Here is a 20877-nt window from a genome sequence, read left to right as displayed (position 1 = left end):
ACAAGCCACACGCAGTCGGCTCGTGAACAGGACGAATGTCCGAGTCATGGGATCCAAGGATCAAGTTAGTTAGCGAACATCGTATCCGAACCCACCCCTGCGCCGCCAGTCTCATCAAGGCAACAGAGCCGTGCCGCGGGGAGCGACACGGTCAGCAATGCGCTCAACAATGGGAACACGGCCACTGCCTTGCAAAGGATTGGGGGGATGCGTTTAATGGCGCGGTTCCCGGCGATACGCCACCGCCCTGCCCCCTGCCCCGAGAGTTCTGATGCTATATCCCATCCTCGCAGTCGTCATCGGCCTGATTGGCCTTGTCTGGAGTGCTGATCGCTTCATCGAAGGAGCCGCGGCCACTGCGTGGCGCGCCGGGATGAGCAAACTGCTGATCGGGATGACGATCGTCTCGGTCGGCACCTCTGCCCCCGAGATCGTCGTCTCCATCATGGCCTCTCTTGATGGCACTCCGGATATCGCGACCGGCAATGCGCTTGGCTCCAACATCGCCAATATCGGCCTGGTGCTCGGCGTCACGGCGCTGATCGCCCCGATTCCGGTGCATTTCGGGCTGGTGCGCCGCGAGCTGCCGCTGCTGCTGGCGGCCACGGCGCTGGGCGGTTATGCGCTGTCCAACAGCGGGCTTGAGCGTCTCGATGGCATCCTGTTGCTGGCCCTGCTGGTCTTCACGCTGGTGTGGCTGTTCAAGGTCGACTCGCCAAGCGAGACGGAAAGCCAGGATGACGTACCCGAGATGAGCACCGGACGCGCCATCTTCTGGCTACTGGTCGGTCTGACGGTATTGATCGCCAGCTCGCGTGCGCTGGTGTGGGGGGCGACCGACATCGCCCAGGCACTCGGCGTGCCGGAATTGATCATCGGCCTGACCGTGATCGCCATCGGCACCAGCCTGCCGGAACTGGCCGCCAGCGTGGCCAGCGCCCTCAAGCGCCATCACGACATCGCCATCGGCAACGTCATCGGCTCCAACCTGTTCAACATCCTTGCCGTGCTGCCCGTGCCGGGCCTGCTGGCGCCGGGTCCGGTGGATGGCAGCGCCATCAGCCGTGACTATCCGGTGATGCTGGGGCTGACGCTGCTGCTGGCCGCGTTGCTCATCTGGCAGCGCCGTGGGCGCATCGGCCGTGGCCCGGGTGTTATCCTGCTCGCCGGCTATCTGGCCTACACGGCCTGGCTTGCCATCAGCCTGACTCGCTGACGGCAGCGTCTTCATCATCGTTTGCCACGCCGCCGCGCGGGATACACGCCCTTTCCGCGCGGCCTGAGCCCTGGCCAACCACAGGCAACAATTCGATCATGACAGAGCCTTCCAGCACTCCACACGCCACCGCACCTGGCGCCTCAGCATCCAGCCAGTCCGCCGCCGCTGATGAGACTCCGGCCAGCCAGGCGGATTTTCGCGCCAGCGCCCGTCGCACCTTCGCCATCGAAGAGGCGGCCATCGCCGCGCTCGAAAGCCATCTCGATGACGACTTCGACCGCGCCTGTCAGCTGATGCTCGCCACCAAGGGCCGCGTCATCGTGACCGGCATGGGCAAATCCGGCCATGTCGCCAGCAAGATCGCCGCCACCCTGGCCAGCACCGGCACCCCGGCCTTCTTCGTCCACCCCGGTGAAGCCAGCCATGGCGACCTGGGCATGATCACGCCGGCCGATGTGGTACTGGCGCTGTCCAACTCCGGAGAGACCGCCGAAGTCACTGCGCTGCTGCCGCTCTTGAAGCGCATGGGCACCCCGCTGGTCTCGATGACCGGCAAACCCGGCTCGACCCTGGCGCGTGATGCCGAGGCGCATCTGGACACCAGCGTTGCCCAGGAAGCCTGTCCGCTGAACCTGGCACCCACCGCCTCGACCACCGCTGCGCTGGTGATGGGCGACGCCCTGGCAGTGGCACTGCTGGAGGCCCGCGGATTCACTGCCGAGGAATTCGCCCTTTCCCACCCGGGCGGCAGCCTGGGTCGCCGCCTGCTGCTGCGAGTCCAGGACGTGATGCATCATGGCGACGCCCTGCCGCGCGTGGCACTCGGCAGCCCGCTGCGCGATGCGCTGCTCGAGATCACACGTCAAGGCATGGGCTTCACCTGCGTGATCGATGGTGACGACCACCTGGTCGGCGTCTATACCGATGGTGACCTGCGCCGCACACTCGACCAGCACGGCGATCTGCGCGCGCTGAAGGTCGATGATGTCATGACCCGCGGCGGCAAGACCGTGCGTGCCAGCATGCTGGCTGCCGAAGCGGTGCGTATCATGGAAGAAAACCGCATCAGCGTTCTGGTAGTCTGTGACGAGGATGAGCACCCCATCGGAGCCATCCATATGCACGGCCTGCTGGCCAGCGGCGTGATCTGAACTCCCGCGGGCGTTCGCTGTCTCTGTTCGACGGCAGATCGTCCCGACAGTAGACGCTACCGCTCAACGCCCATCAGCGCCGTTCACAGGACAGCGTCAAGCATGCACGGAGTGCGAGGAGAAAGACCATGAGCGACACGAATTCCCTGAGCGAAGAATATCCGCAGGACATCATCGACCGCGCACGCCGCGTGCGCCTGCTGGCGCTGGATGTCGATGGCGTGCTCACCGACAACCGCCTGCACTACGATGCCAACGGTGTCGAGACCAAGTCCTTCCACGTCCAGGATGGCCATGGCCTCAAGCTGGTGCTGCGCAGTGGCGTTCGCGTCGCGCTGATCACCGGCCGCAGCTCACCGATGGTCGAGCGTCGCGCCAAGGAATTGGGCATTCAGGATGTCATCCAGGGCCGTGAAGACAAGCTGGTCGCGCTGACCGACCTGTGCCGCGAGCACGGGATCGAGCTGGAAGAGGTCGCCTATTGTGGCGATGACCTGCCGGACCGCGAGGCCATTCGTCGTGTCGGTCTCGGCGTCAGCGTGCCCAACGCCATGGCCTACGTGATGAGCGAGGCCAACTGGGTCACCTCACGCCAGGGCGGCGATGGCGCCGTACGCGAGCTCTGTGATCTGCTGCTCAAGGCACAGGGCCACTGGGCCTCGGTGCTGGATACCTACCTGCAGGAGTCGCGCCCCTGATGTTACGTCTGCCCCGCCCTTCTCCGCGTCTCTGGCTGATGCTGCTGTTGCTGCTCGTCGGTGGCGTGCTGGCGCTGATCGAGCAGCGCAACAGCCTGGAATCGACCGTCAATGTCGAGGTCGACAGCAGTGAGCCGGATTACTATCTCGACGGGGCAGACATGACACGCTTCGATGCGCGCGGCGTGGCGATCCAGTCCATGAGCTCGCCGCATATCGAGCATACGCCAGGCGATGACGTGACCCGGGCGCAGACCCCGAAGATTCGCACCAACGACAGTGAAGACCGCCGCTGGTATGCCACGGGGGACAGTGGCGTGTTGAGCGCCGGCGGCGACACCTTCACTCTCGAGGGCAATGCCAGACTGCGCCAGCCCGATGACCGCTGGACCCTCGATACCGATGTTCTGCACTACAGCCGTGATCAGAATCGCGCCTGGAGTGACGTGCCGGTCGTGATCACCCAGAATGGCCAGCATGTCGAAAGCGACAGCTTCAGCGCCGACCTCTCCCGGGATTCCGCCGTGCTGCAGGGCCGCGTGCGCAGCGTCCTGCAACCCGGCACGGGCCAGAGCGAGGCCAGCAAGGAAGCCGAGCGCATCGACTCGGGCACCGACAGCACCACTACCGATGACGGGCGCATCAACAGCACCTTCGAGGCAGCGCCTGCCAGCGGTGAATGAACCTGCCGGGCTGGCCGTCGCGCCATGACCCGCGCCGCAACACCTTCTTCCCTGCCGCTCGATGGCATCATTGCTCGGGCGGCGACCCCGTCATGCCAAGGAGCCACCATGACCTCCCCGACTCGCAAGCCCTTGACGGCCTGTCGCCAGACCCTCAACAGCGGTGTCATGGCGCTCTGCCTGGCACTGGGCATGTCCACCTTCGCCCCGGCCTCCATGGCGCTGGACAGCGATGCCAGCCAGCCGATCAACATCGCCGCGGACGCCCTGTCTCTCGATGACAAGGCCGGCACAGCCACCTACACCGGCCAGGTGGAGATGCGCCAGGGCAGCATGAAGCTCGATGCCAGCCGCGTCGATATCAGCCGCGCCGGCAGCGGCGAGATCTCGCTGGTCAAGGCCACCGGCAAGCGTGCCTACCTGGAACAGCAACCCGCACCCGACGAGAAGCTGGTCAAGGGCTGGGCCGACACCATCCGCTATCATGCGCTGGAGCGCCGCGTGGAGCTGGTCGGCAATGCGCGTCTCGAGAAAGGCGATGACACCTTCGAAGGCGGCTACGTGGAGTATTTCCTCGACAAGCGCCAGGTGAACGCCAACAACAGCAAGACGGCACAGCAGACCGAAGGCGGTCGCGTACACATGACTTTGACGCCGCGCGGCGCCAATGCCAGCAAGGAAAACTGAGTCATGACTGCTGCTACCCCGCGTACGCTGAGCGCTCGCCATCTGGCCAAGGCCTACAAGGGCCGCAAGGTGGTCAAGGACATCTCGCTTGAGATCCGCCAGGGTGACATCGTCGGCCTGCTGGGCCCCAACGGCGCCGGCAAGACGACCTCGTTCTACATGATCGTCGGGCTGGTGCGCGCCGATGCCGGCAACGTCTCCATCGACGACAAGGACCTTTCCGCTGCCGCCATGCATCAACGCGCACGCGCCGGCATCGGTTATCTGCCGCAGGAGGCGTCGATCTTCCGCAAGCTGTCGGTGGCCGACAACATCATGGCGATTCTGGAAACCCGCAAGGATCTGGATCGCAATGGCCGCAAGGCACGTCTTGAAGAGTTGCTCGAGGAATTCAGCATCACGCATATTCGTGCCAGTGCCGGCATGAGCCTGTCCGGCGGGGAGCGTCGTCGGGTCGAGATTGCCCGTGCACTGGCCACCGAGCCGGACTTCGTACTGCTCGATGAGCCCTTCGCCGGCGTCGACCCCATCTCGGTGGGCGAGATCAAGAGCATCGTGCGTCAACTGCGTGACCGTGGCATCGGCGTGCTGATCACCGACCACAACGTGCGCGAGACACTCGATATCTGTGACACCGCCTATATCGTCGGCGATGGTCAGATCATCGCTCACGGTGACGCGGACTCCATCCTGGCCAACCAGCAGGTACGCGACGTCTACCTGGGCCACGAGTTCACGCTCTAGGGCCAGCGGATGCGCTGAGCCCTCCCACGGCGAAAGCTTCATAAGCCGCTGCGTGATTTTATCGCGTAGCGGCTTTTTCATGTCTGACATCAGGCGCATGCATGACGTCCATACCACCTTGGTGTAAACATGGCATGCAAGTTGCTTGAATATTCACTGCAACCACTTGTCAGTGGCCCGAGTCACGGTATAGCGTAGTAAGCACGTTCCTTTGCCGTGAATTGACTGACTCCATGAAACCCACCCTGCAACTCCGCCTCGGCACCTCGCTGACCATGACGCCGCAGCTTCAGCAAGCGATCCAGCTGCTGCAGCTGTCGACGCTCGACCTGCGTCAGGAGATTCAGCAAGCCCTCGAGTCCAACCCCATGTTGGAGCTCGACGAGGACTACGAGTCGCTGGATGTCATAGAGACACAGGATACGAGCGAGATTTCCACTGCCGACTCCTCGAGCGAGATTCCCGAGGAATACCCCCTCGACAGTGACTGGTCGGACCTCTACCAGGACCACGCCGGTAGCCTGACCAGCTCCGGCAGTGGCAGCGGGAGCGAAGAAGGGCCGGACTTCGATCGCAATACCAGCGTCGAGAGCCTGCAGGACCACCTGCGCTGGCAGCTGGCGATGACCGACCTCGATGGCCGTGAACGCCAGATGGCGGAGAGCCTGATCGATGCCGTCGACGGTGCCGGTTACCTGAGCCTGTCACTCGATGAGCTGGTCGATGGTCTGCGCGGCCAGGGCCTGCCCGGCCTCAAGGCCTCCGAGCTCGAGCAGGTACTGCTGCGTCTGCAGCAGTTCGACCCGACCGGCGTCTTCGCCCGCGACCTGCGCGAGTGCCTGCTGCTGCAACTGGCGCTGCTGCCGGATGATCTGCCGCTGCTGGCGCAGGCGCGTCGCCTGGTACGTCAATTCCTCGAGGCACTGGGCAACGATGATCGCAAGCTGCTCAAGCGCCGACTGAGCCTTGACGATGACGAGCTGGATCACGTCATCCGCCTGGTGCGCGCGCTCGATCCGCGTCCGGCATCCGCCTGGGGCGAGCCCGCCAGCGATTACGTGATCCCTGATCTACTGGTGCGTCATACCCGCCACGGCTGGCAGGTCGAGCTCAACCCGGAAGCGCTGCCCAAGCTGCGCATCCAGCCGGAATACGCCGCACTGATCAAGCGTGCCGACAAGTCCGCCGACAACACCTTCCTCAAGGACAACCTGCAGGAAGCGCGCTGGCTGATGAAGAGCCTGTCATCACGCAATGACACCCTGCTCAAGGTCGGCCGCGAGATCATGGCGCGCCAGATCGACTTCCTCGAGCAAGGCGAGGAAGGCATGAAGCCACTGATTCTGGCCAACATCGCCGAAGTGGTCGAGATGCACGAATCGACCATCTCGCGGGTCACGACCCAGAAATACATCCACACCCCGCGCGGCGTCTTCGAGCTCAAGTTCTTCTTCTCGAGCCAGGTCGGTGGCAGCGGCAGTGGCGACGCCCACTCAAGCACCGCCATTCGTGCCCGCATCCGCAAGCTGATTGCGGAAGAGCCGGCTCGCAAGCCTCTCTCCGACTCACGCCTGGTCGACCTGCTCGCCAGCGATGGCATCGAGGTCGCACGCCGTACCGTGGCCAAGTATCGCGAAGCGATGGGCATCCCATCCTCCAGCGAGCGCAAGCGTCTGGCCTGATGTGTCATCTGCGGCTGCCATGCGCCTGGTCTCCCTCCTATCATGGCCGTTGCCGCCAACCTCAAACGCTGGTTTTCTCTCTCACCAGCCTCTGACATTACTGACACCGGCGCGCCTGTCGCGCGCCCTGTCATTCCGTCAACCGCTCGTCAATGGCCCATCATGGCGCGCAGGATGATGGCAAAAATCCATCATTCCGGCTGCATCATTTACCGTCAATCGCATGTTTTTAAAGTCACTTTTAGCCGTATTGCACCGGGATGTCACTCGGTGATCCTTCCGGCACGCTGCTTGCTCCACGCAACCCAAGCGCCTGAAAGGCGGCGTACATGCAGGGATTGGCGACGAAAACCCGTCTTCTTGCGCGCCTTTCATGCACCACCCTTCAAGCGTGACCTTGAAGTCCATTCCGTTACCCCTCACTGAGTTGAAGACAAGCACTGAGCCACGATGCAGCGCAGCGTTGATCTTTGCGCAAAGCTTGGGCATTGTCGGTACAGACGCTCACGACATCTGACGCCGCTGGCAAGGGCGCGAAAACATCGCCAGACGGTGGTCGTCAAGCCTGTTGCAGAGCGTCCGATCAGGGTTTGCTCGTAGTCAAAAAGGGTTACAATTGAATGGCAACCCGCTGGATAAAGGAGCGTGTCCATGCAAGTGAATATCACCGGGCATCATGTGGAACTTACCGATCCTCTCCGCGATTACGTCAACGAGAAGCTCGCTCGCCTCGAACGGCATTACGACAACATCACCAATGTTCAGGTGACACTGTCGATCGAGAAGGAGCGCCAGCAGGCTGCCTGCACCTTGCACGCAGCAGGCGCTGACCTCCACGCCCTGGCAGAAGACCCCAACATGTACGCTGCCATCGACGCGCTCGCCGACAAGCTGGATCGCCAGCTGGTCAAACACAAGGAAAAGTCCCAGGCTCGTGCTCAGGGCACCGGGACCCGTTGACCTTCAGCCATGACACTTGATCAGATCCTTCCCCCCGAGCGCACCCTTTACGGTGTCCCCGGGGGGAGCAAGAAGCGGGTGCTTGAATTCTTCAGCACCTTCATCGCACAGAACATTCCCAGCCTGGATAGCCAGGAAGTCTTCTCGCGCCTGATCGGGCGCGAGAGACTGGGGTCGACCGGCATCGGCCACGGTGTGGCCGTGCCCCATGCACGCAGCCCGCATTGCAAGACACCAATCGCTGCGTTTCTGAAGCTCGGTGAACCCATCGACTTCGATGCCATCGACGGAGAACCCATCGATCTGCTATTCGTGCTGCTGGTGCCTGAGGAAGCGGACGAGACCCATCTGACGCTGCTCGGGCAGGTCGCGGAATTGCTCAATTCCCCGACCAATCGCTCGGCCCTGCGCCAGGCAGACAGCCAGCGTGCACTCTTTGAGGCATTGACCCAAGCCATCGCCGAATTACCGGCGCGCTGAATCACAGGCCCGGACATCGTCCGGGCTTTCGTCTTGCTGGCCTCCCATCGGCCGACGTACAGCGCACTGATAGCGGGCAACCTTCTGCCCCACCCCTGCATTCTTTCGACGTTGACCTCGCCCTTGGAGAGCACTTCATGAAGATCGTGATCATCAGCGGCCGCTCCGGCTCCGGGAAATCCATCGCTCTCCAGGCGCTGGAAGACATTGGCTACTATGCCATCGACAATCTGCCCGGCATGCTGCTGGCGCCACTGGTCGATCAGCTCGAACAGGACAGCCCGGCACGCCGACGTATCGCGGTCTCCATCGATGCCCGCAACCTGCCGGAAGCCTTGACCCGCTTCCCCGAATTGCTCGACAACGTCCGCCAGAGTGGCATGGACGTGCAGGTCGTCTACCTGACCACCGATTCGCGAGTGCTGCTGGAACGCTACTCGGCGACCCGGCGTCGTCACCCTCTGACGCGCGACAACGACCACACCCTGGCCGAGGCCATCGAGATCGAGCAGAAGACGCTCGCCCCGATTCGCCAGAAGGCCGATCTGGTCATCGACTCGACCAACCTGAGCGTGCACGACCTGCGCTCGCGGATCACCGAGCAGGTCGCCCAGCACAGCTCTCGCCACCTGACGCTGACCTTTGAATCCTTCGGCTTCAAGCATGGCGTGCCGACCGACGCCGACATGGTGTTCGATGCCCGCTGCCTGCCCAACCCGTACTGGGACATCAATCTGCGCGGCGATACCGGTCGCGATGACAGCGTGGCCGAATTCCTGCAGCGCTACCCCACCGTCCAGGCGATGCATGACGATATCGCCGGCTGGCTGGAACGCTGGCTGCCCGCCTATCAGGACAGCAACCGCAGCTACCTGACGGTGTCCGTGGGCTGTACCGGCGGCCAGCATCGCAGCGTCTACCTGTGCGAGCAGCTGGCGAGCTACTTTGCCGAGCGCCTGCCTGAGGTGCGCCTGCGTCACCGCGAGCTGGGCATTCATACCGCGCTGAGCAACCCAGGTGAGACAAGTGATCAGCAGGAGCATCGCGATGCCCTCTCGTGAGCTGACGCTGACCAACCGCCGCGGGCTGCACGCCCGCGCAGCCACCAAGCTGGTCAATTGCTGTGCGCCCTATTGCGCAACGGTGATGGTCAGCCATGGCGAGCGACGCGCCAATGCAGCCAATGTCATGGCATTGCTGATGCTTGCCGCACCCTGCGGCACCACGCTGTTGATCGATGTCGAGGGCGAACAGGCCGATGAGGCGATGCTGGCCATCGAGGCGCTGTTCGAGGCGCGTTTCGAGGAAGACGAATAACCGCCACTGACAGCGCTGTACATTTGCGCCATGCATTAGCGCTGTACATCAGGGATGTGCATTGCGACACGTTCTTCTGGCGCTTGCCTCCCTGCCCCTTTCGCCCTTTGCGCACAGCCTTCCTTTCGGCCCGCTCCCTTTTCGGTCAGCCCCTCGCGCAGCTCCCCTGGGCAGCTCCATCACTGTTTACGCAGGGCGTCTCGCGCCTGTTCTTGCACCTGCCCTCACGCCTACCCTTATCCTTGGCCCTGCACCTATCCTTGCCTTGGCAGCCATGCAACGCTGCTTTTGCGCCAGTGACGGAACGTGGATTGTTCTTTTGATAAGAAACACTGTTTTCTTTTGTCGACGCGCCCCCCTACGCCAATGGTAGAATCAGCACTGTCCTTCATGTCGACAGGGGAAGCCGACAGATGAGCAAGACGTCTCGTAAACTCAAGCCAAGACTTGATCGCCTGTCACAGGCGCTGGAAAGCGGCGAGCTGGAACAGGCAAGACGCATGCTCAATCGCGGCCTCGCGCCGGTGGACGTGGCCCACCTGCTGGAATCCTCGCCCCCCAAGGAGCGTAATCTGCTCTGGGAGCTGGTCGATGCCGAGCTGCAGGGCGATGTCCTCCAATACCTTGGCGAAGACATCCAGACCGACTTCCTCAAGGATATGGACGCCGTCGACGTTCTCGCCGCCACCGAGAACCTGGAGCCGGATGATGTCGCCGACATCCTGCAGCGCCTGCCGAATACGGTGATTCTCGAAGTCCTCGACTCCATGGAGGCGCAGGAGCGCCTGCGCGTCGAAACGGTACTGTCCTTCCCGGAGGATACCGCCGGCGGCCTGATGAACACGGACACCATCACCATTCGTCCGGACATCACCCTGGACGTGGTGCTGCGCTACATTCGCCGCCACGAGCGCCTGCCCGACTCCACCGATACCCTGCTGGTCGTCTCACGACGCGATGAATTCATCGGTGCGCTGCCCATCAACCGCCTGCTGGTCTCGGACCCCGGCGTCACGGTGCGCGAAGTGATGGACACCGACAGCGTGGTGATCCCGGCCCTGATGCCGGAGAACGAAGTCGCTTCGCTGTTCGAGAAGCACGACCTGATCTCGGCGCCCGTGGTCGGCGGCGATGGCAACCTGCTGGGTCGCATCACCATCGATGACGTGGTCGACGTCATCCGTGGCGACGCCGAGCACCAGGTGATGTCGATGGCGGGGATGGATGAGGACGAAGACACCTTCTCTCCCGTGATACGGACCTCGTGGCGCCGCGCCGTCTGGCTCGGTATCAACCTGCTGACCGCCTTCATGGCCTCCGCCGTGATCGGCATGTTCGAAGGCACTATCGAGAAGATCACCGCGCTGGCCGTGCTGATGCCCATTGTCGCCAGCATGGGCGGCATCGCGGGCTCTCAGGCACTCACCGTCCTGATCCGTGGTATCGCGCTGGGGCACGTCAAGAGTGGCAATGTCAGCTGGCTACTCAAGCGCGAAGTCATCGTCGCGGGACTCAACGGCCTGTTATGGGCCGTGGTGGTGGCAGGCATCGCCATCGTATGGTTCGGGGATGTCCAGCTGGGGGCGATCATCGGCGCCGCGATCATGATCAACCTGTTGATCGCCGCCGTGACGGGCACACTGTTGCCGGTACTGCTCAAGAAGCTCAATATCGACCCTGCTCTTTCCGGCAGCGTGATATTGACCACCGTGACCGACGTGATCGGCTTCATGGCCTTCCTGGGGCTGGCGACCTGGCTCTATCTGTAACGCCCGACGCGGTTAGTGACTACACCAGAAACAACACGGCCGCCCCCTCGGGAGCGGCCGTGTTGTTTTTCGCCTGTCACACGAGACAGAAGCGTCAGTGATCAGCCTTCCAGCTCACCGTCTTCGCCTTCGGACATGCCCGCGACGGTCATGCCATCGATCAGCCAGCTACCGCTGTGGATGCTGCCACGCGTATCGACATCATCGCCTACCGCCAGCAGATTGGCCGCCATGTCGCGCAGATTGCCGGCAATGGTGAATTCCTCGACCGCATGCTGGATCTCCCCGTTCTCGACCCAGAAACCGGAGGCACCGCGTGAATAGTCACCCGTGACGCCGTTGACGCCCTGGCCCATCAACTCGGTCACCAGCACGCCGGTACCCATCTGCTTGAGCATCTCATCGAGCGAGGTCAGCGGCGCGGTGATGCGCACGTTGCGCGCGCCGCCGGCGTTGCCGGTGGTCTGCATGTTCAGGCGACGGGCACTGTAGGCGCTCAGCATGTAGCTCTGCACCTTGCCGTCGGCAAAGTAGACATTGTCACGCGTCGCGACGCCATCATTGTCGAAGGCGGCGCTGGACATGCCACCGACTTCCCGCGGCTTCTCGCCCAGCGTGAACCAGTCGGGGAACAGCGGCTGACCGAGGCTATCGCACAGGAAGCTGGACTCACGATACAGCGAGCCGCCGGCGATGGCAGACAGGTAGTGACCGATCAATCCAGCCGACATCTGCGGGTCGAACATCACCGGCATGCGACCCGTCGCCACCTTGCGCGCATTCAGACGCGCAAGCGTGCGGCGAGCGGCTTCACGCCCCACCGACTCGGGGGAACGCAGGTCTGCCGGATTGCGCACGCTGGTGTAGTCATAGTCACGCTGCATGCCCTGTGCATCCTTGGCGATCAGCATGCATGACATCGAGTGACGACTGCCGCACTGGCTGGCCAGGAACCCATGGCTGTTGCCATAGACCTGCACGCCTTCGCCACTGGAGAAGCTGGCGCCTTCGGACTGCGCGATGCCTTCCACTTCCAGCCCGGCACGCTCACAGGCCAGTGCCAGGTCGGTCGCTTCATCGACGCTGATCGCCCAGGGATGATGCGCCTTGAGATCAGGGAAGTCGGTGGCCATCAGCTCGGCCGGCGCCAGACCGGCAAAGCTGTCTTCGCCGGTATAGTGCGCGATGGAGACCGCCTTCTCGACCGCGGCACGAATCGAATCGCTGCCGGCATCGGAAGATGTCGCACTGCCCTTGCGGTTGCCGAGATAGACGGTCACGCCGATGCCCTGGTCACGCGACAGTTCGACCGTCTCGACTTCGCCGTCACGCACCGAGATGCTGACGCCCTGATCGACGCTGGCACCGACCTCACAGGCGTCGGCACCCAGGCTGCGGGCAAGCTCGAGAGCTTCGCTGACGCGACGCTCGAGCAGTTGTTGCTGAGCAACGGCATCAAAGGCCTGGCTCATGTTGTTCTCCTTCTGAGGAGACGGGGCGCTGGCAATGCTATACTGCCGCAAATTTCCCCGACTCGTTGGAATTGGCATGCGTAAAGAAAGACCTGAGGAGCTCGTCGAGCGTCCCAGCAAATCCCAGATGAAGCGTGAAATGATCGAACTTCAAGCGCTGGGCAAGAAGATCATCGACATGCCGGCCGGGCAGCGCGCCAAGTTCCCGCTCTCCGATGACATGCTGGCCGCCATCGATGAATGCGGCCGCATTCGCAGTCACGAGGGCCTGCGTCGTCACATGCAGTACGTCGGCAAGCTGATGCGCAAGGAAGACCTCGAGGCTATCAACGCCGTCTTCCAGAGCATGGAACAGCAGAGCATCCGTCGTGATGCCTCCTTCCAGCGCCTGGAGCGCTGGCGTGACCGCCTGATCGAGGATGACGAAGCCTTCGTGGTCTTCGTCGAGGACTACCCCGAGGTGGACCGCCAGGCACTGCGTCAGCTGATCCGCAACTCACGTGCCGAACGTGATGCCGGCAAGCAGCCCAACAGCGCCAAGAAGCTCTTCAAGCTGCTGCGTGCCGAACTCGATCTCTGATTCTGGCATTTCCCGCTTCATCGACGCCGCTGCGGCCCTGCCACGGCGGCGTCGTCATATCTGCTCCCTGTCGTTCAGCCTCATCGGCTCACGACTGGGTGCCTCCCACCGTCAATTCGTCGAGCTTCAGGGTCGGCTGGCCGACACCGACGGGCACGGACTGGCCGTCCTTGCCACACACGCCGACCCCGGTATCCAGCTCGAGATCGTTGCCGATCATCGAGACGCGCCCCATCGCTTCCGGGCCATTGCCGATCAGGGTCGCACCCTTGACCGGCGTGGTCACCTTGCCGTCCTCGATCAGGTAGGCCTCACTGGCCGAGAACACGAAGCGCCCGGAGGTGATATCCACCTGACCGCCGCCGAAGCTGACCGCGTAGAGGCCACGCTTGACGCTCTTGATGATCTCCTGCGGATCGCGATCGCCACCCAGCATGTAGGTATTGGTCATGCGCGGCATCGGCAGATGGGCGAAGGACTCGCGACGCGCGTTGCCCGTCGGCGCCATGCCCATCAGGCGAGCATTCAGCTTGTCCTGCATGTAGCCGGTGAGGATGCCGTCCTCGATCAGCGGCGTGTACTGCCCCGGGGTGCCTTCGTCATCGACGGACAGCGAGCCACGGCGATCGGCCAGGGTCGCGTCATCGACCACGGTGACGCCGCGTGCCGCGACCTGTTCGCCCATGCGGCCCGAAAAGGCAGAGCTGCCCTTGCGGTTGAAGTCACCCTCCAGACCATGACCGACCGCCTCGTGCAGCAGCACGCCCGGCCAGCCATTGCCCAGCACCACCGGCATCTGACCGGCCGGTGCATCGATGGCCTCGAGATTGACCAGCGCCTGACGCACGGCTTCACGCGCGTAACGCTCGGCGACATTTTCATCGCGCAGACGAGTCACCGGGAAACGGCCACCGCCACCGGCACTGCCACGCTCGCGACGGCCATTGCGCACCGCGATCACGCTGATGTTGAAACGCACCAGCGGACGCAGGTCCGCGGCGAGGGTGCCATCGCTGGCACGCACCATCACCACTTCGTAAAGCGCCGACAGCGAGGCCGACACCTGACTGATGGAGGGGTCGAGGCTGCGCGCGATGCGGTCCGCTTCCTTGAGCATCGCGACCTTGTCCTCGGCGCTCAGGCCATTCAACGGGTCGATGCCCGCATAGAAGGACGGAGCCTGGGTGATGATCGAGCTTGCGACCGTACCGCTGCTGCCGCTGCGCGAGATACCCGCCGCAGTACGGCCAGTGTCGGCAAGCGCGGCGGCATCGATCTGATTGGAGTATGCGAAGCCGGTCTTCTCCCCCGCCAGTGAGCGTACGCCCACACCACCATCGATGTTGTAGCTGGCGTCCTTGACGACGCCGTCTTCCAGCACCCAGCTCTCCTGCCAGATACGCTGGAAGTAGAGATCGGCATAGTCTGTGCCCGGGCCCATGGCATGTGCCAGGCCAGCATCCAGATCATCCAGGCTGAGCCCGCCCGGGGTCAGCAACAGGGCCGCGGCATCGTCGAGCACGCGACCGGAACTCGCATTTTGCGTCATTCGGCACTTTCCAGAGTAATGTTCGGGTCGCCCCAGGGGCCTGATACCCGATAGTGAATTTGCGTCACCTTGTCGATGAAGCGGCCGAAGATCTTGTCGGCCACGAACAGCGCCCCGCCCACGGCGGGTGCGCCTGCCAGCACGGCGGCCAGCGGAAGGTTCTGGCTGACCGGTACCGTGATGGCCATGCGTTGATCAAGGGTACCGCGAAGCAGATCGACCTGCCCGTTGAGTGTCACGGTGGTGGACGGCGCCTCGATACGCAAGGAGCCATCGCTTTCCAGCCGCCCATCGAAGAGCGTCGCTGCGCCGCGCACCTTGTCGAAGGCCGTCCCCTTGTCGGTGACGTCAGAGAAGTCCAGCGACAGGCGGCGCAGCAGGTTATCCACATTGACCAAGCCCAGCAGGCGGGCGGAGGTCGAGCCCAGATTCAGGAAGCGTCCGTCATCCAGCTTGATCTCGACGCGACCATTGGAGCGTGACAGGGCAAAGTCCTGCGGCGCACCGGGCCAGGCCAGCTTGACCTCGGCCCGGGCGCGGTCCGCCTCGATGCCGCGGGGCTGGGAGAGACGCTCGAGCAACCCGCCCAGGTCACTGCCATCGGCGGACAGGCGAGCGCGCGTCAGACTGTTGGCGCCGGCATCTTCCCAGGTGATGTTGCCCACTGCGGTGATCCTGCCCAGCGTGATGGAGAGCGGCAACACCACCAGCTGCTGGCTGTCGGCGGTCCAGTCGGCACTGATCGGCCCCAGCTGCTGATCGCGCCAGATGAGGTGTGCCAGACGCAGACTGCCCGCGGGCAGGTCGGCAAGCTCGGCGGGATACGGCGTCGGCTCGATGCCGACATCGATAGCCTCGGTAAAGTTGCCTGGCACACTGGCGGTCTGCGTCTCCTGCTCGGCATCCGCGGGCCACAGGGCGTCGAGATTCAGAGTGTCCAGGTCCAGAATCAGCGGTCGCGCGGCACCTGACTGCCACACCAGCTCACCACTGGCGAGCTGACCATCCAGCGTCGCGGCCAGCCCCAGCCCTTGCTGCTGCGAGCTCTGGCGCGGCGCGGCCTCCAGCGTCATCGGCCCCGTACACCGGGACTGGATCATCAGACAATCAGTGGCAACGCGCAGGCGTGACAAGGCACGCAGGGGATCGCTCTGCTCAGCGTCGCTGCCCTCTCCACTCGCGCTGCCCTCTCCACTCGCGCTACCTTCACCGGAGAGCGCTCCCGCCCACGGCTTCCAGAGCTCAGGGGCAAGGGTCGGTGTGCGCCAGGCGATGTCCCAGCCGGTCTGGGTGGGCCACTGCGGGTCGCTCGGCCAACGCTCCAGCCACAACTGCCCCGTCATCGGCACCGTGCTTCCATCATCACGCGTATTGCCGCCTTTCCAGCGTGCCCGGGTGCGATTGTCGAGTCGCACATCACCGCCACCCTCCGCGAGACCGATATCCACCGCCACTGGGGCTGCCTCCTCTCGCGTCTTGCCAAAGGGTGCCGGCAGATTGATGGCCACTCCCTTGAGGTCACTCGAGAGCGCCAGAGTGGCGCCGTCATCGGGCAGCATCAGGCGCGCCTGGTAGTTGAACTCGCCGCCCAGCGCACGCGGCGTCTCGCCGTCCTGCAAGGCGACCCGAGTGTTCTCGGCGGCATCGCCGATCAGGTGCTCGGGCGCGCCCAGCCAGCCCAGCACCGGTGCCAATGGCGCCTTGCCATCGAAGGTGATCGCGCCCTTGCTGTGTGAATCTGCCTGCCCGATGTTGAGCGCCGCCTTGACCGCACCGCCGAACAGCTTGCCGGAGAGGTTGCCGGTCAACTGCTCACGACGCCCCTCGGGGCGGGAAGGGTCATGCACGAACTCGAGCGGCCCGCGAATATCGTCAACCTCGATGCCCGGCCCCGGGAAGGCAAGCGTCGCCGCCTGGCGCTCGCCGACCTTGCCCGCCGCCGTGATGCGCGCCTGCTCGGCGTCCTCCAGGGGCACGCGAATATCCATGGACGCATCCACCGAGCCCTTGCCCTGCCATTCGGCGAGCAACGCAGCGGTATCCTCGAGCGGCGCATGCGAGAGCAGATCGAACAGCGCCTCGACGCTGCCGGTCACATCCCCCTGGATACTCAAGGTATTGTCCTGCATGTCGACATCGGCCTGACGCACCGACAGAGGTGCTGCACCGCCCAGCGCCGTGGCAGGCTGAGAGTGCGCCGCCGCGACCGTGGCACTCAGTGCATTGTCGTGCAGCGCGAGGTTGCCCTTCACGCCCTCCAGCGCAGGCCAGCCCTCGGCGTAACCGAGTCGCCCGTCCTCGATGGCCAGCTCAAGGTCCAGCGAATCGCCGGGACCATAGCCACCCTCGCCATTGTCGTCATCCCACACCTGGGTGAGATGCAGGCTACCCTCGGGGACCTGCCCCGCGACATCGCGCGTCAACCACTCGCTCAACGCCGGGTCCAGCACCTTCATCGGCAACCAGGAGGCCAGCGGAATGCTGCGGGCATTCACGTCGCGCATCTCGAGATCCAGCTGGAAGCGGTCATGATCCTGAGCGGGAATCTGCAGGCCGAAGCCGCCCGTCACATCGGCGCCGGCGCGCTGGATATGCAGGTCATGCCCCGTGACGCTGCTGCCACTGTCATCGACCTTGACCTCGACCACTCCGTCGGCGGCCTCGAGCTGCCAGCCGTCGCCGAAGACTTCGGGGAAGTGGAAGCGCATGCCCGGGTCGCCACGAAACGCGATCCGGCTCGCGATGCCGCCCTCCTCAAGACTCTGCGCGGTGACCCAGGCCGCCAGGGGGCCGAGTCCCGGGGCGCCCTGCCAGGGTTCCACCTCTGCTCCGGTCAGGCCCAGCGCCAGCGTCATGGTCAGCGGGGTATCGAGCCCGATCCCGGCCAGCGACAGGGAGAGACCGTTGGCCGTGCCACGCGGATCGAGAGACTCGAGCACATCCCCAAGCTCGCCGAGCGCCAGCACATTGCGCCAGCGCGCCACCTTTTCCAGATCGAAACTGCTGGTGACCAGCGACACGCTGCCATCGGCGAGATCCCCCGACAGCGATATACGCTCGGGCAGACTGGCAAGCGCCGTGGAGGCTTCTGGCGATGACGACGCTTGCAGCGTCTGGCCGTCACTGCCTGCCACCGGGGCGCCGGCCGCCGGGGCGTCATCGAGTGGCGTGGCGCCGACCGAGATCTGATTGAGCCAGGCCTGCCAGCGATCACTGCCCGCCAGATCACGCAACCACTGGCCACGTACATGAATGTCCTTGAGCGCCAGCTGGGCGCCATGGTGATCCAGCGTCAGACGATTGAGATCGAGACGCAGGCGAGCATCTTCCAGCCGTGCGTCACGCCAGCGCGCCCACAGCGTCGCGTTGCCATCGGCGTCGCGCAGCATCAGGCTGTCGCGTTCGCCCATCAGGCGACCGACACTCGCCAGCGCACCGGCGTCCAGCTCCACCTGCAGCTGGGCCGAGTAGTCGGCGAGGCCGTCGTCTCCCGGCAGCACTTCCAGTACGGCGCTGACTCCGGCCTGAGGCGATTCCCCAACCCGCAACTGGCCTTCCAGATGCGCGCGGTCTCCTTCTCCCGACAGCAACAGTTCGGCGGCATTCAGGTTGAGGGTATCGTTGCGACCATGCAGCACCAGACGCACATCCTCGAGCCGCACTCGTTGACGCGCCAGCAGCGCCAGCCCCTGCTCCGTCTGCGCAAGGCTCACCTGCCCTTCGGGTTCGAGCGCTTCGGGAGGACGCGGCGGCCCCGGCCAGCCCCAGCTGCCATCTTCACGCTGGTACAGGTGCACGATGACGCCGGTGGCGGTGGCGCGATCAAAGACAGGCGCCAGATGGCGCAGGGAGGAGAGCACATCGAGACGGGTTTCCAGATGGGACACGCTCAACAGTGGCGCCGCCTGCATCTCGTCGGGACGAAAGAGGTTCAGACCGGACAGCTTGATGGCCGGATCAAGGTGATCCATTCGGCCCTCAAGCGATGACATCCCAACATTGGAGTGGGTCTGGGTGGCAATGAAGTCACTGATGGACTCACTGCGCGAATCCAGCGTGGTCAACCACCAGCGCAGGCCCCCGATCAGGATGGCCAGCAACGCCAGCAGTACCGCGAGCGCCATCAGCAGCCCGCGCGCCCAGCGCCGCCCACGCGAGGGTGGCGCTGGCGCCGCAGCGGGCGAAGACGGGGTGTCGTCGACGCCCTCCTGCACCGCCTCTTGCGAGGTAGAACGTGCCGCCTCTGGTGAGGTAGAACGGGTCACTGATGGTTCTCCGAACAGGACAGACTCACGATGTGGATAACGCGACTCCCGGCTTCATCGCAGGCACGGTGGCTGACAGATCACATGAGCACAATATCGTACTGCTCCTGGGTGTAATGCGCCTCGACCTGGAAACGGATGGTCTTGCCGATGAAGCTCTCGAGGTCCGCCACGGCCGCGGATTCCTCGTCCAGCAGTCGATCGACCACATTCTGTGAGGCCAGCACCATGTAGGTATCCGGGCTGTAGGCTCGCTCTTCGCGCATGATCTCGCGGAAGATCTCGTAGCAGACCGTCTCCGGCGTCTTGAGGGTGCCGCGCCCCTGACAGGTCGGACAGGCCTCGCACAGTACCTGCTCCAGACTCTCTCGCGTGCGCTTGCGCGTCAGCTGCACCAGACCCAGCTCGGTCACACCGGTCATCTTGTTCTTGGCGTGATCACGCTCCAGCGACTTCTCGAGCACCCGCAGCACCTGGCGCTGGTGCTCGGTCTCTTCCATGTCGATGAAGTCGATGATGATGATGCCGCCGAGATTGCGCAGCCGCAGCTGGCGCGCGATGGCGGTCGCCGCCTCGAGATTGGTCTTGAAGATGGTCTCTTCGAGGTTGCGATGGCCAACGAAACCACCGGTGTTGACGTCGATGGTGGTCATCGCCTCGGTCTGGTCGATCACCAGATAGCCACCACTCTTGAGCTGCACCTTGCGACCCATCGCCTTGTGCAGCTCATCCTCGACACTGAACAGATCGAAGATCGGTCGCTCGCCGGGGTAATACTCGATGCGCCCTTCCATGTCCGGCATGAATTCGCTGGAGAATTCCTTGAGACGCAGATAGTTCTCGCGGGAATCGATGCGCACGCGCTCGATCTCGTCGCGCATCACATCGCGCAGCGTGCGCATGAACAGTGGCAGATCATCGTAGATGACGCTGGGCACGGCAGCCGTGAGGCGACGTTCACTGACCTTGCGCCACAGGCGCAGCAGGAAATGCATGTCCTGTTTGAGTTCCGCCTCGCTGATGCCCTCGGCGGCGGTGCGCAGGATGAAGCCGCCGGGCGCCTCCGGATCAAGCTCCGTGAGGCAGCGCTCGGTCATCTCCTTGAGGCGGTCACGCTCGACATCGCTCTCGATGCGCTGCGACACGCCGGTATGCGGCGAGTCCGGCATGTAGACCAGATAGCGTGACGGCACCGACAGATGCGTGGTCAGCCGGGCGCCCTTGGTGCCGATGGGGTCCTTGGTGACCTGCACCACCAGTGGCTGGCCTTCGCTGAGCAGCTCGCGGATCGAGAGCTGCTCATCATGCGGCGTATGCGCCGGCATGACTTCCTGGGCATGGATGAAGGCCGCCCGTTCGAGACCGATATCGATGAAGGCCGCCTGCATGCCGGGCAATACTCTCACCACCTTGCCACGGTAGATGTTGCCGACGATGCCGCGTCGCCCGCTGCGTTCGATGAAGGCTTCCTGCAGGACACCGTTCTCGACTACCGCCACGCGGGTCTCCATCGGTGTCAGGTTGATCAATACCTCGCCGCTCATAGCGCAAGTCCTTGTAAAGTCGTTGCTTGCGATTATGACATAGCTAGGGAGCCCCCGGCTGTGATCTATCGACTAAG

Annotated in this window: 17 protein-coding genes; 13 read left to right on the top strand and 4 right to left on the bottom strand. The window is 63.9% G+C overall.

The features are described 5' to 3' along the window. Positions 1 to 271 precede the first annotated feature (271 nt). The 12 genes from MKZ40_RS04725 to mgtE all read left to right on the top strand — a co-directional run bounded on the left by MKZ40_RS04725 (position 272) and on the right by mgtE (position 11390). Positions 272 to 1216 carry a calcium/sodium antiporter gene (locus tag MKZ40_RS04725; protein WP_175088339.1) on the top strand — a complete coding sequence of 315 codons (945 nt, stop codon included), beginning with the start codon at positions 272 to 274 and terminating at the stop codon, positions 1214 to 1216. Between the two features lie 98 nt (positions 1217 to 1314). Continuing rightward, on the top strand, positions 1315 to 2370 hold the full coding sequence (locus MKZ40_RS04720; RefSeq protein ID WP_175088340.1) for a KpsF/GutQ family sugar-phosphate isomerase: 1056 nt from the start codon (positions 1315 to 1317) through the stop codon (positions 2368 to 2370). A gap of 128 nt (positions 2371 to 2498) precedes the next feature. After that, complete coding sequence (locus MKZ40_RS04715) at positions 2499 to 3068, top strand: HAD hydrolase family protein (RefSeq protein ID WP_052384400.1); 570 nt, start codon at positions 2499 to 2501, stop codon at positions 3066 to 3068. Continuing rightward, positions 3068 to 3751 carry an LPS export ABC transporter periplasmic protein LptC gene (gene lptC, locus MKZ40_RS04710; RefSeq protein ID WP_175088341.1) on the top strand — a complete coding sequence of 228 codons (684 nt, stop codon included), beginning with the start codon at positions 3068 to 3070 and terminating at the stop codon, positions 3749 to 3751. Before MKZ40_RS04715 ends, lptC begins: the two co-directional genes overlap by 1 nt. A 108-nt stretch (positions 3752 to 3859) precedes the next feature. Continuing rightward, positions 3860 to 4438, top strand: a complete 579-nt coding sequence (lptA, locus tag MKZ40_RS04705; RefSeq protein WP_254626952.1) for a lipopolysaccharide transport periplasmic protein LptA — start codon at positions 3860 to 3862, stop codon at positions 4436 to 4438. 3 nt (positions 4439 to 4441) lie between these two features. Beyond that, positions 4442 to 5182: an LPS export ABC transporter ATP-binding protein gene (gene lptB, locus MKZ40_RS04700; RefSeq protein ID WP_043332551.1), complete on the top strand. Its 741-nt coding sequence runs from the start codon at positions 4442 to 4444 to the stop codon at positions 5180 to 5182. A 233-nt stretch (positions 5183 to 5415) separates the two neighbouring features. Beyond that, entirely contained in the window at positions 5416 to 6864 is a 1449-nt protein-coding gene (locus tag MKZ40_RS04695) for an RNA polymerase factor sigma-54 (protein ID WP_175088342.1), read from the top strand. 651 nt (positions 6865 to 7515) lie between these two features. Beyond that, the gene (raiA, locus tag MKZ40_RS04690; RefSeq protein ID WP_175088343.1) at positions 7516 to 7824 is read left to right on the top strand and encodes a ribosome-associated translation inhibitor RaiA; all 309 of its coding nucleotides are present in this window, start codon (positions 7516 to 7518) and stop codon (positions 7822 to 7824) included. A gap of 9 nt (positions 7825 to 7833) precedes the next feature. Then, positions 7834 to 8304 carry a PTS sugar transporter subunit IIA gene (locus tag MKZ40_RS04685; protein WP_043332557.1) on the top strand — a complete coding sequence of 157 codons (471 nt, stop codon included), beginning with the start codon at positions 7834 to 7836 and terminating at the stop codon, positions 8302 to 8304. Between the two features lie 137 nt (positions 8305 to 8441). Continuing rightward, positions 8442 to 9365, top strand: coding sequence for an RNase adapter RapZ (gene rapZ / locus MKZ40_RS04680; RefSeq protein WP_175088344.1), 924 nt, complete (start codon positions 8442 to 8444; stop codon positions 9363 to 9365). Next, complete coding sequence (locus MKZ40_RS04675) at positions 9352 to 9621, top strand: HPr family phosphocarrier protein (RefSeq protein WP_175088345.1); 270 nt, start codon at positions 9352 to 9354, stop codon at positions 9619 to 9621. Before rapZ ends, MKZ40_RS04675 begins: the two co-directional genes overlap by 14 nt. Positions 9622 to 10034: 413 nt before the next feature. Then, a complete protein-coding gene (mgtE, locus tag MKZ40_RS04670) occupies positions 10035 to 11390 on the top strand; it encodes a magnesium transporter (RefSeq protein ID WP_175088346.1) in 1356 nt (451 codons plus the stop codon). Between the two features lie 101 nt (positions 11391 to 11491). Here the strand turns inward: mgtE and pmbA are convergent, their stop codons facing one another. Beyond that, positions 11492 to 12862 carry a metalloprotease PmbA gene (pmbA, locus tag MKZ40_RS04665; protein WP_175088347.1) on the bottom strand — a complete coding sequence of 457 codons (1371 nt, stop codon included), beginning with the start codon at positions 12860 to 12862 and terminating at the stop codon, positions 11492 to 11494. A 76-nt stretch (positions 12863 to 12938) separates the two neighbouring features. On the opposite strand from pmbA, the gene yjgA reads away from it, so the two are divergent. Next, positions 12939 to 13442, top strand: coding sequence for a ribosome biogenesis factor YjgA (gene yjgA, locus MKZ40_RS04660; RefSeq protein WP_175088348.1), 504 nt, complete (start codon positions 12939 to 12941; stop codon positions 13440 to 13442). An 88-nt stretch (positions 13443 to 13530) separates the two neighbouring features. On the opposite strand, the gene tldD is transcribed toward yjgA, so the two are convergent. From tldD to rng, 3 genes are all read right to left on the bottom strand, one after another. Further along, positions 13531 to 14991 carry a metalloprotease TldD gene (gene tldD, locus MKZ40_RS04655; protein WP_175088349.1) on the bottom strand — a complete coding sequence of 487 codons (1461 nt, stop codon included), beginning with the start codon at positions 14989 to 14991 and terminating at the stop codon, positions 13531 to 13533. After that, positions 14988 to 19256: an AsmA-like C-terminal region-containing protein gene (locus MKZ40_RS04650; protein WP_175088350.1), complete on the bottom strand. Its 4269-nt coding sequence runs from the start codon at positions 19254 to 19256 to the stop codon at positions 14988 to 14990. The genes tldD and MKZ40_RS04650 overlap by 4 nt, the downstream gene beginning before the upstream one ends. Before the next feature lie 80 nt (positions 19257 to 19336). Next, positions 19337 to 20800, bottom strand: coding sequence for a ribonuclease G (gene rng, locus MKZ40_RS04645; protein ID WP_175088351.1), 1464 nt, complete (start codon positions 20798 to 20800; stop codon positions 19337 to 19339). Positions 20801 to 20877: the final 77 nt, after the last annotated feature.

The sequence above is a fragment of the Cobetia sp. BMC6 genome (genome assembly GCF_029991385.1).
GTDB lineage: Bacteria > Pseudomonadota > Gammaproteobacteria > Pseudomonadales > Halomonadaceae > Cobetia.
This window is presented reverse-complemented; position numbering and strand designations above follow the sequence as displayed.

What these genes read in the sequence shown, in the direction of transcription:
- MKZ40_RS04725 (WP_175088339.1), top strand. Translation starts at nt 272, where the DNA reads ATGCTATATCCCATCCTCGCAGTCGTCATCGGCCTGATTGGCCTTGTC.
- MKZ40_RS04720 (WP_175088340.1), top strand. Translation starts at nt 1,315, where the DNA reads ATGACAGAGCCTTCCAGCACTCCACACGCCACCGCACCTGGCGCCTCA.
- MKZ40_RS04715 (WP_052384400.1), top strand. Translation starts at nt 2,499, where the DNA reads ATGAGCGACACGAATTCCCTGAGCGAAGAATATCCGCAGGACATCATC.
- lptC (WP_175088341.1), top strand. Translation starts at nt 3,068, where the DNA reads ATGTTACGTCTGCCCCGCCCTTCTCCGCGTCTCTGGCTGATGCTGCTG.
- lptA (WP_254626952.1), top strand. Translation starts at nt 3,860, where the DNA reads ATGACCTCCCCGACTCGCAAGCCCTTGACGGCCTGTCGCCAGACCCTC.
- lptB (WP_043332551.1), top strand. Translation starts at nt 4,442, where the DNA reads ATGACTGCTGCTACCCCGCGTACGCTGAGCGCTCGCCATCTGGCCAAG.
- MKZ40_RS04695 (WP_175088342.1), top strand. Translation starts at nt 5,416, where the DNA reads ATGAAACCCACCCTGCAACTCCGCCTCGGCACCTCGCTGACCATGACG.
- raiA (WP_175088343.1), top strand. Translation starts at nt 7,516, where the DNA reads ATGCAAGTGAATATCACCGGGCATCATGTGGAACTTACCGATCCTCTC.
- MKZ40_RS04685 (WP_043332557.1), top strand. Translation starts at nt 7,834, where the DNA reads ATGACACTTGATCAGATCCTTCCCCCCGAGCGCACCCTTTACGGTGTC.
- rapZ (WP_175088344.1), top strand. Translation starts at nt 8,442, where the DNA reads ATGAAGATCGTGATCATCAGCGGCCGCTCCGGCTCCGGGAAATCCATC.
- MKZ40_RS04675 (WP_175088345.1), top strand. Translation starts at nt 9,352, where the DNA reads ATGCCCTCTCGTGAGCTGACGCTGACCAACCGCCGCGGGCTGCACGCC.
- mgtE (WP_175088346.1), top strand. Translation starts at nt 10,035, where the DNA reads ATGAGCAAGACGTCTCGTAAACTCAAGCCAAGACTTGATCGCCTGTCA.
- pmbA (WP_175088347.1), bottom strand. Translation starts at nt 12,862, where the DNA reads ATGAGCCAGGCCTTTGATGCCGTTGCTCAGCAACAACTGCTCGAGCGT.
- yjgA (WP_175088348.1), top strand. Translation starts at nt 12,939, where the DNA reads ATGCGTAAAGAAAGACCTGAGGAGCTCGTCGAGCGTCCCAGCAAATCC.
- tldD (WP_175088349.1), bottom strand. Translation starts at nt 14,991, where the DNA reads ATGACGCAAAATGCGAGTTCCGGTCGCGTGCTCGACGATGCCGCGGCC.
- rng (WP_175088351.1), bottom strand. Translation starts at nt 20,800, where the DNA reads ATGAGCGGCGAGGTATTGATCAACCTGACACCGATGGAGACCCGCGTG.